The organism is Methyloglobulus morosus KoM1 (assembly GCF_000496735.2).
Classification (GTDB): Bacteria; Pseudomonadota; Gammaproteobacteria; order Methylococcales; family Methylomonadaceae; genus Methyloglobulus; species Methyloglobulus morosus.
Window position 1 is genome coordinate 1 of sequence record NZ_AYLO01000140.1, and the last position, 14,278, is coordinate 14,278.

Annotated in this window: 13 protein-coding genes; 3 read left to right on the forward strand and 10 right to left on the reverse strand. The window is 46.1% G+C overall.

The features are described 5' to 3' along the window. The 8 genes from MGMO_RS16810 to MGMO_RS16845 all read right to left on the reverse strand — a co-directional run. On the reverse strand, positions 1-228 hold a 228-nt coding region (locus MGMO_RS16810; protein WP_036308505.1), incomplete at its 3' end, for a 1-deoxy-D-xylulose-5-phosphate synthase N-terminal domain-containing protein. A gap of 1 nt (position 229) precedes the next feature. After that, positions 230-1,891, reverse strand: a complete 1,662-nt coding sequence (locus tag MGMO_RS16815) for a copper resistance D family protein (protein ID WP_023496270.1) — start codon at positions 1,889-1,891, stop codon at positions 230-232. Positions 1,892-1,902: 11 nt separating this feature from the next. Then, positions 1,903-2,259: a copper resistance CopC family protein gene (locus MGMO_RS16820; protein WP_023496271.1), complete on the reverse strand. Its 357-nt coding sequence runs from the start codon at positions 2,257-2,259 to the stop codon at positions 1,903-1,905. Position 2,260: 1 nt separating this feature from the next. Continuing rightward, positions 2,261-3,649, reverse strand: a complete 1,389-nt coding sequence (locus tag MGMO_RS16825; protein ID WP_023496272.1) for an aspartate aminotransferase family protein — start codon at positions 3,647-3,649, stop codon at positions 2,261-2,263. A 44-nt stretch (positions 3,650-3,693) separates the two neighbouring features. After that, positions 3,694-6,312: an MMPL family transporter gene (locus MGMO_RS16830; protein WP_023496273.1), complete on the reverse strand. Its 2,619-nt coding sequence runs from the start codon at positions 6,310-6,312 to the stop codon at positions 3,694-3,696. Positions 6,313-6,324: 12 nt separating this feature from the next. Further along, positions 6,325-7,065, reverse strand: a complete 741-nt coding sequence (locus tag MGMO_RS16835; RefSeq protein WP_023496274.1) for a phosphorylase family protein — start codon at positions 7,063-7,065, stop codon at positions 6,325-6,327. Continuing rightward, positions 7,062-9,017, reverse strand: a complete 1,956-nt coding sequence (gene shc, locus MGMO_RS16840) for a squalene--hopene cyclase (RefSeq protein ID WP_023496275.1) — start codon at positions 9,015-9,017, stop codon at positions 7,062-7,064. The genes MGMO_RS16835 and shc overlap by 4 nt, the downstream gene beginning before the upstream one ends. A gap of 30 nt (positions 9,018-9,047) precedes the next feature. Then, the gene (locus MGMO_RS16845; RefSeq protein WP_023496276.1) at positions 9,048-10,124 is read right to left on the reverse strand and encodes a phytoene/squalene synthase family protein; all 1,077 of its coding nucleotides are present in this window, start codon (positions 10,122-10,124) and stop codon (positions 9,048-9,050) included. Between the two features lie 449 nt (positions 10,125-10,573). Between MGMO_RS16845 and hpnH the strand changes: the two genes are divergently transcribed. From hpnH to MGMO_RS16860, 3 genes are all read left to right on the forward strand, one after another. After that, positions 10,574-11,674: an adenosyl-hopene transferase HpnH gene (hpnH, locus tag MGMO_RS16850; protein WP_023496277.1), complete on the forward strand. Its 1,101-nt coding sequence runs from the start codon at positions 10,574-10,576 to the stop codon at positions 11,672-11,674. A 93-nt stretch (positions 11,675-11,767) separates the two neighbouring features. Next, a complete protein-coding gene (locus MGMO_RS16855; RefSeq protein WP_407656542.1) occupies positions 11,768-12,340 on the forward strand; it encodes an ABC transporter substrate-binding protein in 573 nt (190 codons plus the stop codon). A gap of 18 nt (positions 12,341-12,358) precedes the next feature. After that, entirely contained in the window at positions 12,359-13,306 is a 948-nt protein-coding gene (locus MGMO_RS16860; RefSeq protein WP_023496279.1) for an MlaA family lipoprotein, read from the forward strand. 29 nt (positions 13,307-13,335) lie between these two features. Here the strand turns inward: MGMO_RS16860 and MGMO_RS16865 are convergent, their stop codons facing one another. Together MGMO_RS16865 and MGMO_RS20105 are read right to left on the reverse strand one after the other, a co-directional pair. Further along, on the reverse strand, positions 13,336-13,851 hold the full coding sequence (locus MGMO_RS16865) for an adenine phosphoribosyltransferase (protein ID WP_023496280.1): 516 nt from the start codon (positions 13,849-13,851) through the stop codon (positions 13,336-13,338). Between the two features lie 86 nt (positions 13,852-13,937). Next, positions 13,938-14,099, reverse strand: coding sequence for a hypothetical protein (locus tag MGMO_RS20105; protein WP_161808514.1), 162 nt, complete (start codon positions 14,097-14,099; stop codon positions 13,938-13,940). Between the last annotated feature and the right edge of the window lie 179 nt (positions 14,100-14,278).

Sequence of the window (14,278 nt, forward strand, 5' to 3'; positions counted from 1 at the left end):
GTCCCAGACCAGTTGGTCTTCGGGGGTGTTGAAGACGTAATGCAGGGCGACGGTCAGCTCGACCGTCCCCAAGCCCGCCGAGAAATGACCGCCCGAGATGCTCACGGTCTGCGTCAGGTAGTCTCGCAGCTCCTTCGACAAGACCTTTAGCTGCGCTTTCTTTAGCTTCCTGACATCGGAAGGAAAGTTTATACCGCTTAATAATGGAGGTTTGGTTTGGTTGTTCATGTCAGTAAAGTGGCTCGCGATAGAACATCAGGATAAGGCCAATGATAAAGAGGGCTGCGACAGAAACAAACCCGGCAATCTCCTTGCCGGGGCTATCGAGCTTTAATTCCAGCCAACGTCCGCAAGCCAGTATGAGCGAAAAAACCCCCATCGCCGTATGGCCTACTTGAATAAGAAAAGCACTTTTGGGTTGAAATCCAATATGGGAATGCGTGAGCAACATTAATCCACCAAAAGCAGACAACACAGGAAAGGCATAGATTAAGGACTGGCTGGCATTTTGGCTCAATCGTGCACGTAATTCAATGACTCCCAAGGTAAACACCAGCAATGTCGCAATACGATGCTGCAAAACCTCACCATTGTTGAACGTGCTTTCCCAGAACCCGATAGGGCCTAAAGGCCAGGTTTCCGCATCGCTGCGAAAAAATAAAAATATACCCAATAACACAAAACCCATAGGCCAGTATTGGGTGAAGCTCAAATACTTATTGACAGCTTTTAGTGCGTTTAATTGCTTCACATACGACAACATCGCAAAGAAACTCATGGTGGTAAGAAAAATACCGGAGATATTATGGTTATAGTTTGACCATTCGGTTGCCGCAACCGATGGCACCTGCCCGACTATCGCCACCCGTCCCGCTTCGCCAGCAAGCAAGTCCGTATGCGTTGGCGATTGGGTAAGCGGCACTTGTGGGTTAAAGGTATTAAGCACCTCCTGCCAAGTAGCCGTTAAACTCGGAATATCGATAGCGGGGGGTTGCGACGCCAAACTGGCGGCAGTAAACAACAATGTCACCAATACAAAAGTCTCGGCTTCAATATAATAAGGCACACGGCGAGTTAAAGCGTAATCATTGCCCATACTGCCATAAGTAAACACGGCAGACCTATTCAACCAAGCATAACCTAATGCCATTGACAATAAGATAAACTTGACCGTCAGCAAATTACCGTAACCCGTACCCACCAAACCGTTCCAAGTGTCGATGTACTGCAAGGCAATCGGTAAGCCCGAAGCCAATATGGCCGCCACTGCGACCATACCGTAGGGCGAAAATTTTCGTAACAACTGCGGCCATAAGGTGTGAGGAATTTTTTGTTCACTGCGTAAAATCCACAGGTTGACGAGTTGAAAAATGCTGCCGATCCAAATAGCCGCCGCCACTTGGTGCAGCGCAGTAAATGTCATGAGAAAGAACTGATTCTCAAATCGCCCTGCCCCATGAACCAGCCACGCCCCAGAAACAATCATGGGTATGGCCACTACGTTAGCCGTACGCCAATGGCCTTTTGAATAAGGGTGATTGCGAAGGTAAAGATAGCAGTACCCCGCCAACACCAATGTCAATAAAGTCCTTATGATACCGCCGATAAATTGTGTGGTACCGGCAAATTCAGGGAATGGCCATTTGTCCAACAAGGCAGTCATGAGCCAGATTTTAAGGATAACCTTAAACAATTGCGCGGCTGCCAGCCAAAATGCTCCCTTGTAAATGAGGGCTATCGTTTTGTCTAACAATTCATTGTTGTAGCCATTTTCCTGATGCCACGGACGTAATATTAAGACACCCCAAAACAGGCCTCCAATCGCCAAACAAAAACAAATCAGGTCTAAGCCACCAATGAGGGAATCGAGAAAATCAGCAATGCCAGCCATAATAAAACTTCCTATGGGGTTACAGAAAAATGGATAACGTCTTCGGTCAAATGACCGTCAGCCGCAAATATTTTGTACCTAAGCGCGTACTCACCAGGGGGTAAAGGCGGCAAGTCAACCCTGACATTGCCCTGTTTGTCGCCTTTGCCTATAGGCAGTAAAGTGTGCACATCACCTTTGCTGACCAGAAAAACCTGCGACAAACCCAATTCAATTTTTGAATTAAAGGTCAATTCGATTTTTTTGGCCTGGTTGGCTTTGGGTTGTGCAATCTTTAGCGAATGATCGGTCACAACGGCATGAGCATACAGGTTACTGGCGTAAATTAAAGAAAGCATCAAACACATTATTTCTACAATTCGTTTCATATCACTTACTCTTCCCTTTCAAGGCATGGCTGGCGAGATTTTTGCCCAAATCCCAGATAGAACCAGGGATTTGATGAGTTTCAGAAATCACCTTATCAAATGAATTAACAATATGGTCACGGTCTTTCTGATTGAGCATTAACGGCGGTAACAACTTAACCACGTTCATGCCATGACCCGCGACTTGGGTCAGTATGCGGTGTTCTTTGAACAAGGGAATAGTCACCATCTGGCAGAACAAGCCTTTGTTTGCCGCTTCCAACATCGCCCAGGCCGCTTTCAGCTTGAGGCTTTTGGGCGACTGGAATTCAATTGCAATCATCATGCCTTTTCCTCTGGCTTCCATCAGGAACTCGTACTTCTCAGACATGGCATTAATACTGGCGATAATTTCATTCCCCATTGCTGCACTGGTTTCAATCAGGTTTTCTTCTTTCAACACATGCAAAGTTGCAAGCCCTGCCGCCATTGCCAGGTTGTTTTTGGCAAAGGTCGAACCATGCACCACCGCCCTGTCCATGCGGTTATAAACCGTATCCATAATTTTCTGGGTCATCGCGACCGCGCCTACGGGCACATGTCCGCCCGACAAGGCCTTCGCCATACAGATCATGTCGGGCTTGATACCCCAATGGTCGATAGCCCAAAACTTGCCCGTGCGCCCCAGCCCGGTTTGCACTTCATCGGCAACGAATAAAGTGCCGTATTTTTTACAAAGCTTTTCCACTTCCGGCAGGTAGTTGTCATCCGGCAGATTGACGCCTTTACCCTGGATAGGCTCAACCACAAAAGCCGCGACATCCTTATTGCTTAAGGCTTTCTCCAAGGCGGCAATATCATTGAATGGCACCGGGCTACAGCCTGGAATCAACGGCCCGAAACCTTCACGGAAGATTTCCTCCCCGTTTAACGATAAGGCACCCATCGTCAAGCCATGATATCCGTGCTCACAGAACACAATTTTTTCGCGCTTGGTGGTAAAGCGGGCGAACTTGATGGCGGCTTCTACGGCTTCTGTGCCGGAATTGCAGAAGAACACCTTATTGATGTTATCGGGTGTAGTCTTCAACAATTCTTGCGCCAGCAAACCGCTTAACACCGAAACATCCAGTTGCACAAGATTGGGCAATTCCAAAGACAACACCTCTTTTAAGGCATGGGCTATGGTCGGATGATTACGGCCTAGGGCAAAAACCCCAAAACCACTGAGCAAATCAAGGTACTCACTACCATCCTGGTCGTAGAGATATTGCCCGACCGCTCTCTTGTAATGGCGGTCATAACCAATAGTCTTCAATACCCTGACCATTTGGTTGTTCAAATACTGTTCGTAAAGGTCGAACTTATTAGGATTATGTGCCGTAAAAAGTTCGGCGATGCTGAAAGTCATTCGTTACCTCAAAATGTTAGTCAGTAAAAATCGTCGTGTAACAATCAAACCCGCTTTCCACTAAAAGCGGGCAATACAATTAGCGAACAAACCACCGTAAAAAAAAGGCCGATAGACAACAATAAGCCCATGCTGGCCATACCTTGATGTGAGGTGAACGACAGGCTCGAAAAACTGCACAAGGTAGTGATAGAGCTGAAAATTATGCCGCGTGTCGTACTGCTTTGTAGAAGGTTTTCATTTTCTTGCACATTAAAATGTAGCCGATGCATAATCAAGATACTGCTATCAATCCCCAGCCCAAGCAGCAATGGTAGGGCAATAATATTGGCGAAATTGAATTGGTTATTAAGCAATACGTTCGTCGCGCCCGTCAGCAACGCAGCCAACACAAGAGGCATAATGACCAATGCCGTCTGTTTGAAACTCCTGTAAATCACCAACAGGACCAACACAATGGCTATAAATGCACTACCAAAAGCCTGGATGAAGGCTTTGACCACCGCGTCGCCGCTAGCCTGATTGGCAACAGGTAAGCCAGAAACCTTGTTATCGACTTTTTGTGCATCGGCGACAAATGCTTTTTGATTTTTGGGATTGTTGAGGTCTTGTTTGGGCGTAATCAAGATTTTGTATAGGCCATTCACGCTTAACCAATGCGAACGGATGTAATCGGGTATGTCGTCAATTCCAAATGCTGTGGCTGTCAAGCTGGTTTTCAAACGCTCAAGTGTGTATGGCAATAAACCCAGCATGTTGTTTTCGAGTAGGCTATAACTTGCCCCTGGGTTGGCAGAACTGTCGGCCTGTTTGATAAAGGCTTCAATACGTTGTTGGAGTTGTTGTAAAGTTACCAATGGTGCATTGGGAGAATTTTCGGCAATGGCTTTTTTAAGTTCATCGCTGAATGTTACAAGCGCCTGCTTTTGATTGCTGTTCTCAGGCAACGTTTTGCCAAAGTTTTCTAATTGGTTACCCAAAATCAGGCTCAGGTCTTCAATGGTTGCAAGTTTTTCATCCTGGTCTTTAGCCACGAAATCAGCAAGGGTTACCGCCTCATGAACAGTCGGTAACTGAACCATCTTGGCAGCAATCGCCTTGGATTCATCCAAATTATTCGCCAATGTTACCAATGCAAATGGTGAATCGTTTTTGGATTTCAGCAATTCCTTGAAGGAAGACACCGATTCGCTGTTCGGGTCGCGTAAATTAACGGGGTTCGAATCAAACGACAGGTTAGTCAACACGACGCAAGCTCCTATCCCTAATAACACGGACACAATGCGGATGGGCGTTGAATAGTGAAACGGCAAGGTAACAATAAATTTCGGCGCGAATGCGGAATGGATCGGCTTGGGATTGTTGACGGGCAATACGCAGAACAAGGCCGGCAGCACCGTTACCGAAATGAATAGCCCGATGAAAATGCCGCCACCGGAAATGATGCCCAATTCCGACACTCCCGCATAATCGGTAGGGATAAACGACAAAAACCCCAATGCCGTCGTCAATGCACATAAAAACAATGACGATCCAACGCCACTCATACTATGGTGGATGGCTTGGTCGTTAGTGTAACCACGCACTCTACGTTCGCGGTAATACAGGCAAATATGCACGGCATAATCGACACCCAAGCCGATATACAAGGTGGCAAAAGCAATGGATATGACATTCAAATGACCCACAGTGATAGCGGCAAATCCGGCGGTTACTATCAAACCCATAATTAACACGATGTAGGTTATTGACAATAACTTTAGTGACCGCAAGCCTATCCATTGCACTACAAACACCAATACTAACGAAAGAATACCCGCCAGTTGGGCGCCGGTCGTGACACTTTCCAGTTCTTCATGCTCTAAGGCAGTCTCGCCCGTGATTCGGACTTTAACTGACTGGTTTTCGGTCATAATCGCCTTCACGGCTTCCCGAGCCGAAGTTTGAGCGGCATCGGCAGGCAGGATTTCACTAAAATCCAATTTCGGTTTAGCAATAACTAAAGTACGGTTAGCATCGGTATTCAACTTGTCTTCCGCCAACAAACTTTGCCAGGATAAGCGCTTTGATTTACCCATAAGCTGATGGTTGATATTGCCGTCAATCGCCAACAGCAATGGATTTAAATCCATCGGCAAGTTTTCATCACGCTTGTTTAGGGCAAGGCTGATGATTTCAAACAAACCGGCAAGATGATAATTTTGCGCTAGGTGACCAATAAACGGTTGTGCGTCTGTGAGTTTTTTAGCCAAGGTATCAAGATCCGCTTGTTCCAGGTAAAGTAAGGCCTGTTGCCTGAAAAAACTGTTATCGGTTGGAATATACACCGAGCCAAAGCGGTCTGTTAGCTTGCCAAGTTGCTGTTGCAATTGACTGGCTGCAATCGTGGTTTCTTCCGGAGTCCCTGCTTCAACGATCAGGATCAAAGTTGCCGCATCTTGCGGAAATGCCTTATCAATCCGCCGTTGATTTTGCTGGAACGGCAAGTCGGGGGACAGCATTTCAGCCGTATTGGTGTTTATGCCGAGATGATTGTAAACATGATAAGAAATAGCTCCACACAACAAAAGGGAGACTATCAGCAATGTCCATGGAAAACGTATGACCTGTCGTTCACACCAGTGCAGGAAAGTATCAAGGAATGTTGTGTGATGCGTGGTCATACGTGGTTTTTGTTAGATTGACTTTATTTGCGCTTTGAGGTGAGGCGTTGTCAGAACATCAAGCTGCTTAGCAATTTGTCTTAAGGTTTTTTGGGCGGCATTAAAACACAAGCCCAGCCTGATTAGGCTCGGCAATTCGGTAGGATGCCACAGTAAATAAGTTAATAGCCTACCCATCACGACATCGCCTTGATCGTTTAGTGCATAGCTGACAGCTTTGGGTAAATCCATGTTGAGGGGATCGGCGATTGCCCGTATGGATAGGAACGGCAAGCCATGGCTTAGTGCTGCCTTGGCTATAGCGACGCTCTCCATATCCACAGCAATCGCGCCGGTTGCCTGGGCAAGCCGCGCTTTATCCCCCCTGGATACCACTATGCTTTTACTTTCCGCCAGTTTGCCCGAATAGATACGCAGCCTTGCGTGCGTGTTGAGCCGATCCTTTGCGTGTACCAGCCAATCCTCGTTTTCGAAATTAACCGCCACTTGATCGGCATCGATGCAACTCCTAGCCAGCACCAAATCCCCAGGCTTAAATCCAGCATCCAAAGCTGCCGCACACCCCCAGCTAATTAGTTGGCTTGCACCCTGCCTTACCAATAATTCAGCAGCAGTTCGTGCATTTTTGCCACCTGCACCTGAGTAGATGACTAGAATGTTATCGCTGATTTTCTCAACACACCCTTTAGCAATTTTTTTTGCGGTCAGGGTAACGGCTTCTTCCGGCAATGCGACAACGATACCCGTAATCACTGCTTATCGAGTTCGTTACGGTATCGGGCGAGCGCCCAAAGCGGAAAGAACTTGTCATATCCGTGGTATTTCAGGTAAAAAACCCTGGGGAAACCTGGCGCAGTAAAGCAAGGGTCATTCCACACACCGTCGGCTTGTTGGTTGCGTAAGATAAAATCAATGCCCGCCTTAACTTCCGCACTGCGGGCTTCACCTGCAGCCATTAAACCCAACACCGCCCAGGCGGTTTGGAAAGCGGTACTGAAATGGTATTTGCCGCTGTAGCTGACATCGTGGAAACTGTAATTATCTTCGCCCCAACCCCCGTCTTCCCGTTGCTTGGCTTTTAAGTATTTGACGGCATTCAGGTACAGCACATCTGTTTTAGGCAGGTTAGTTTGCTCCAAACCGAGCAATACCGACCACGTACCGTAAATGTAATTGGTCCCCCAACGTCCAAACCACGAACCGTCCTTTTCCTGTTCCGATCGCAAATAATTAATGCTACGCTCCAAGGCAGCTTGATACATTCCTGATTCCTTACCCGCTTTTGCCATCAACATCGCACACCGTGCGCTGACATCGGCTGTCGGCGGATCAAGCAATGCCCCATGATCGGCAAACGGAATTTCATTCAGGTAATAATAGGTATTGTCGACATCAAACGCGCCATATCCGCCATTTTTGGATTGCATCCCTTCTATCCATCGCGTAGCCCTATGGATGGATTCGTCCAGGTTAGGCAAGTTTGAGTCAGCCATGGCAAACGCGACAACAGCGGTATCGTCAACATCGGGGTAATGCGGGTTGGCGTATTGGAATGCCCAGCCACCGCCAGCCAGATGTGGACGGGACACTCGCCAATCGCCAGGTTCGTCAGACAACTGTACGCTTTTTAACCAATCGTAGGCTTTGGTTAGGCTCGATGCGTTGGCTTGTTTGTCAACTTCTTGCAAGGCTAGTGCAGTGAGCGCAGTATCCCAAACCGGAGAAACACAAGGTTGGCAAAAAGCCATGTCGTCAGTGATGACCAGCAATTTATCAATTGCCTTACGCGCAGTTACGATATATTCATGGTCTTTAGGATAACCCAACAATAACAGGGACTCATAAGAATTGACCATGGCAGGGAAAATACAACCTAAGCCATCTTCGCCATTCAAGCGTTCGACAATCCAGTCTTTGGCTTTTTCGATAGCGCGGTCATGAATTTGAGTCGGGATAAAAGGCTCAGCCCATCGACCAAACTTATCTAACCCTAAAAAGATTTTATTCAAAAGGGTTCGCTCAGGAAAATAATGTCGCTCTTCATCAGGATGGGTAACAAAAAGCTCCAAAACATCAATCTTATTTGGATTTTTTGCCGTCGCTTTTAAAGAGCACAGAATAAACAACGGCACCATTACCGTCCTTGACCAATAACTTACCTTATCCAGATGGAACGGAAACCATTTGGGAAACAACATGATTTCTGGCGGAATAAACGGCACGCCACGCCAAGGCAGTTGCTTGAAAATAGCTAACGCGATACGCGTAAACACATTGGCTTTTGCCGCCCCGCCTTGTTGCAGTATCCAATCCCTTAAGCTCGTCATGTGCGGCGCATCGACTGAGTCTCCCGCCATTTTTAAGGCGTAATAGACTTTGACACTGCAACTGATGTCGCCAGGCCCGTGGGTAAACAAGGGATAGCTGCCATCTTTGGATTGCCTTGAGCGCAGGTACACCGCAATCTTAGCTTGAAGCGGCTCGTCGATTTCATCCAAGTAATGCATCATCATGATGTATTCAGATGGGATGGTGCAATCGGCTTCCAGGTCGAACACCCAATAGCCACGCTTATCCTGTAAGCTCAGCAGCTTGTCTTGGGCCTTATTGATGGCCGCCTCGAGTTGGCCATCCCTAAATACTATCGGCGTTGCTGCGCTGCCGAGATTTTGCGTTTGCGTATCTGTTTGTGCATCGGTAAACATTATCAGTCCCCTTAAATATCTAACGTAGCTTTAATATGGTGAATAAGTCCAATTTGGGTCATGTAAATCTTGACCCACAAAATTGAACAGGCTATTTAATAAATAGTTGCTTCGTCCTAGCAGCTTAGTGGCGATGATCGTTGATTTGACACTGTTTCGTGTAATCTTGACCTCATCTGAACAAGTAAAGCCTAAGTTCTGTTTGATTTTTTTCAAGGTMAAAACCGCCATACCCAATGCCCAAAGGCAGAAGTTTCTAATACCTGTTTCATGGCTAGGGATAAGTTGGGTATATCGCAACGCATTGTGTAGATGCGTATGGGCCACACTGATTAGATGCTGCAAGCCCGTCCTGAAATTTGCGTCATTTGTTTTCGTATTCAGGTTTTTTAAATCAAATCCCGTTTCAGAAAAAATGTCCTGTGGTAACCAACAGACACCGCGTTCGGCATCATCCCATATATCTTTCAGGATATTGGTCATTTGCAAGCCCTGACCAAAAGAAACGCCCAGCTTAACCATTTCATCCTGGTGTTGGGCAATTTCAGGCGAATAATGACAAAACAGCCGAGTCAACATCTCTCCCACACAACCCGCCACGTAGTAACAGTAGCGATCCATATCAGCAAGTGTCGACAAGCCGCCGTTCATGTTATCGGCCTGGAAGATAGGCATTCCTTCTGCCATCACTTCTACACAAGTCGACAACGCCGCTATTTGTTCCTTATCAAACTGGTGCGTAATGCGGATCACCCTAGGAATGACGTGAATCAAAACGTGTTCAGCCGGTAGCGTATTGCTGGACAACAAGGGGGCAAGCTCTAAGGCAAAAGAGTCCGAATGCAGGCCCGTTTTAACAACCTCAATAAAACCGTGGCAAAATTGCTTTTTCTGCCCCGGTGTAAGCGAAACCTCGTCTTCTATGGTATCTACAATCCGACATAACAAATAAGCATTCGCCACCGCCCTACAAAGGCTTTCCGGCAACTGAGGAATGGTTAGGGCGAATGTCCTAGACACGCCTTCCAACAACACCATTTGGAACGGGTCGTCAGCCATTGCATCAAGTGCCGCTATATTGTCGAGGGATAACTGGAGTCCACGCATGAATTTATTGCCGTGCTGAATCAGGCTAGATTTTAGTTAGCCGTCATGATAGTCGTTTTGTTGGTAATTTGCAAAATAATGTTGTTTTGTTGCCAATACTGCTATTATTGTGTGATATAATTATTTCAGAAGTAAGAATTAGTGTTGCAATTTGTTGCATAAGCTTCCTCAAGAACCCTGTGACCCAAGCGAAGCGAGGATGAATCGCCCAGTGAGCGCTTTATACTCCAATTGACCAAACAACCGGTCAAATAGCGTATTCCGACACCTCTGCCAGATAATTTCCTCGATTTAATCAGGCATGGGATTAGCGACGGGAACTAAATTCTTACGTGCGGGTCGCATTGTTGTTTTTGAGCGACAGATAGCTGATTTTTTGCATAATCCCAAGCAATGGGCTTGGTTATTACATTAATTTTAATAGATTTGAACACAACAGGAGATAGGTCATGGGAGTTCCTTTACGTCAACAGTTAACTGTAGCCAGTTACCTAATGAAACAAAAACTGACAGGGGTCAAAAAATACCCTTTAGTTCTCATGCTCGAACCCCTTTTTCGATGTAACCTGGCGTGTGCAGGTTGCGGCAAAATCGACTATCCCGATGAAATCCTCGACAAGCGATTGTCCTTCGAGGAATGTATGCAAGCGGTTGATGAATGCGGCGCACCTATGGTTTCCATACCTGGCGGCGAACCGTTGATCCATAAGGAAATGCCGCAAATCGTAGCTGGAATAATCGCTCGTAAAAAGTTTGTCTACCTTTGCACCAATGCGCTGTTGCTCAAGAAAAGAATTGACGACTATAAGCCGTCACCTTACCTGACATTTTCGATACATTTAGATGGCATGCAAGACCGGCACGACGCTTCTGTTTGCCAAGACGGCGTTTTTGACCGCGCTGTCGAAGCCATTAAATTGGCCTTGGGCAAAGGCTTTAGAGTTACCGTCAACTGCACGCTGTTCCAAGGCGAAAAAGCCCACGAAGTTGCAGAATTCCTAGATTACTGTATGGAGTTGGGTGTAGAAGGCGTAACCATAGCACCCGGTTTCAGCTATGAACATGCACCAAGACAGGATGTCTTTATCAAAGGCACTGCCGTTAAGGAATTGTTCCGTGGTATCTTTAAGATTGGCAAAAAACGTAATTGGAAACTTAACCATTCTTCCTTATACCTGGATTTTTTGGCGGGTAACCAAAGCTACGACTGTACACCTTGGGGTAACCCAACGCGCAATGTATTCGGCTGGCAAAAGCCCTGCTATTTGCTGTCTGACGAAGGTTACGCCAATAGCTTCAAAGAACTCATTGATACCACGGCCTGGGGAAAATACGGCACGGTCAATAATCCCAAATGTGCTAGTTGCATGGCACATTGCGGTTATGAAGCAACCGCAGTTGAAGATATGCTGAAACATCCGTTAAAAGGGTTGCTGACTTCAATCAGGGGGCCAAGAACCGAAGGCGATATGGTTCCTGAGCCAATTCCTCAGTACGTAGATGAAAAACCATTGCCGGTTTTTGCAGGCATCCCAATCCGTGTTGAATAAAAAGTCCCTATAAAAACATGAAGCGCTGAAATCACGAGGCTTAAAATAATGGCTAAAAAATTCTTAACTTTGTTCATGCTGTGTTGTCTGTGCATGGGAGGTCTAAGCGATGCCTTTGCACTGGATCAAGCCAATTCAAAAGCAAGGCAAGTTGTAGATAAATTTCAGGAAGAACTGATTGATGTCATGAAAAATGGCAAAAAATTGGGTTATTCAGGACGCTATGACAAACTAAAAGAGTCAGTCACCAACAGCCATGATCTAGGAAAAATCGCCCGCATCGTCGTCGGCAAGGAATGGGAAAAATTGCCCGAGCCGCAACAGCAACAATTGTCTGAAGTGTTCAGTAAGCTCAGTATCGCTTCCTATGCCCATAATTTTAAGGATTATTCTGGCGAAACATTCACCTTCGACAACGAAGAAGAAACCACAAGGGGTGGCATCGTTATCCATACCATATTGAACATACCTGACGACAAGCCCGTAAAATTTGACTATATGCTCAAACAAAATGGTGACAATTGGCGCATCATCAACATTATTGCCAACGGCGTTAGCGACCTGGCCTTGAAACGGTCAGAGTACACCAGCATTTTGCAACGCGAAGGATTTGATGCTTTAATTGCGAAAATCAACGAGAAGATTGATAATTACTCAAAACAGTAACGCATTAGGTTTTAGCACATGAACAGGTTTGTTAATTTTTTACGGCAATATCATGCCAGACACAACTTCGCTTGGATTGGATTTTGGCTGATTCTTGGGCTTGGCGGTTGCGCGACAACACAAAACACTGCCGCAAATAAAGTTGACCCCTACGAAAACTATAACAGAAAAGTTTATAGCTTCAACGATAAAGTAGACGACTATGTCGCAAAACCTATCGCAGACGCTTACAAAGCCATAACGCCCGACTTTATGGAAACAGGGGTGTCCAATTTTTTTAATAACTTAAAAACAGTTAATGTCGTCCTTAACGACGTATTGCAAGCAAAGTTTGAACAAGGTGGTCGCGATACAGGTCGGCTATTGATGAACACCACTTTAGGTATGGCTGGATTGTTTGATGTGGCAAAAACCGTCGGCCTAGAACAAAATGATGAAGATTTTGAACAAACGCTTGCTGTCTGGGGCGTTCCTCAAGGCACTTATATTGTCTTGCCACTGTTAGGCCCAATAACAACTCGCGGTATTCCAGGTGCGGTGTTCGATACGGCAGCAAACCCTGTTAACTATGTAGGGGCCCCGATACAGGCAATATCCCTGATTAATTCCAGGGCTAACGCAGAAGGCGCATTAAAATTTATTGATGAAGCCGCACTGGACCCTTATGTATTCACGCGGGAATCTTTCTTACAATGGCGTAACCATTTAGCGACTGACGGCAAAGCTGATTCGACTTCTGATGACTTACTTGATATCGATGTTGATTCGCCCGGCAGCAATCAAAAAACCGGCATCAATAGCAGCACAACCGCTGGAGAAAAAAATTCCCCCCTACCCAGCACAACAAATAATTCAGAAGCCAAAAATCTGGCTAACAAAAATACCTTAAAAATTCTCCCGCCTGATTTGCCTGATACAGAAAAGGTTCCAACTGGCAAAATGTTGCGCGATACAAAGAAACAATAATTGCCTTCAGGAAAGGTAGGAATGCCCTGTTAAAATTTGATCAAGGTATGGATTTCATAGTTGCTAAGCTTATCCCTGCCTTTTAGAAAATCCAACTCCACGACAAAGGCGCAGGCCTCGACCTTTGCCCCAGTCTTTTCAACCAATTCACAACTGGCTTTTGCCGTACCCCCTGTCGCAAGTAAATCGTCTATCAATAACACGCGATCATCGGCATCGAATGCGTCGATATGGACTTCCAACGTTGCTGAGCCGTATTCCAAATCATAAGCGACGCTTTGGACATCATAAGGCAATTTCCCTGGTTTCCTTAATGGTACAAAAGGTAGGCCAAGCTCCCATGCGACCAAGGAACCAAAAATGAATCCGCGCGCTTCCATACCGGCAACGGCGGTAATTTCCCTACCCAAAAATGGCTGCAACAGTTGATGAACTGACAGTCGCAAAGCAGCAGGGTCTTTTACAAGAGGAGTGATGTCCTTAAAGATAATCCCAGGTTTTGGGAAGTCGGGAATATCGCGGATTTTGTTTCGTAGTCTATCCATAAAAGGTTTAACTCAATCTTAAAATGACGATAAATTGAACGAATGTTTGAAATAAAGTTTAGGGCATCGATGTTTAGATAAATTCTTCATGAATACATGACTGTAATGATGATTATTGTGCCTACCATCGTTAACAATACAATTAATTCGCCGATACGTTGCGCTTCTTTAGGCTCAATGTTAAATGCAGTGCCAACAACTTTACCCACATATAAGCAACCCCTCACCTGCCACGTAGGAAACCGCATCGAACGCGCCCATAGCAATTCGACCTGTCAACTACTGGCCCAAGAACCCTCGAATTTGCCCCAAAATCCCTTCCTTGTCGAGGCCGCAGAGGGTTAGCAGTTCCTCGCGCGTGCCCTGTTCGACGAATTGGTCGGGCAGGCCGAGGTTGAGGGTGTGCTTGAGTATCTTGTGCTTGTGC

Excerpts from the sequence above, each read along its gene's own strand:
- MGMO_RS16815 (WP_023496270.1), bottom strand. The coding sequence starts at position 1,891 with ATGGCTGGCATTGCTGATTTTCTCGATTCCCTCATTGGTGGCTTAGAC.
- MGMO_RS16820 (WP_023496271.1), bottom strand. The coding sequence starts at position 2,259 with ATGAAACGAATTGTAGAAATAATGTGTTTGATGCTTTCTTTAATTTAC.
- MGMO_RS16825 (WP_023496272.1), bottom strand. The coding sequence starts at position 3,649 with ATGACTTTCAGCATCGCCGAACTTTTTACGGCACATAATCCTAATAAG.
- MGMO_RS16830 (WP_023496273.1), bottom strand. The coding sequence starts at position 6,312 with ATGACCACGCATCACACAACATTCCTTGATACTTTCCTGCACTGGTGT.
- shc (WP_023496275.1), bottom strand. The coding sequence starts at position 9,017 with ATGTTTACCGATGCACAAACAGATACGCAAACGCAAAATCTCGGCAGC.
- hpnH (WP_023496277.1), top strand. The coding sequence starts at position 10,574 with ATGGGAGTTCCTTTACGTCAACAGTTAACTGTAGCCAGTTACCTAATG.
- MGMO_RS16855 (WP_407656542.1), top strand. The coding sequence starts at position 11,768 with ATGGGAGGTCTAAGCGATGCCTTTGCACTGGATCAAGCCAATTCAAAA.
- MGMO_RS16860 (WP_023496279.1), top strand. The coding sequence starts at position 12,359 with ATGAACAGGTTTGTTAATTTTTTACGGCAATATCATGCCAGACACAAC.
- MGMO_RS16865 (WP_023496280.1), bottom strand. The coding sequence starts at position 13,851 with ATGGATAGACTACGAAACAAAATCCGCGATATTCCCGACTTCCCAAAA.
- MGMO_RS20105 (WP_161808514.1), bottom strand. The coding sequence starts at position 14,099 with ATGCGGTTTCCTACGTGGCAGGTGAGGGGTTGCTTATATGTGGGTAAA.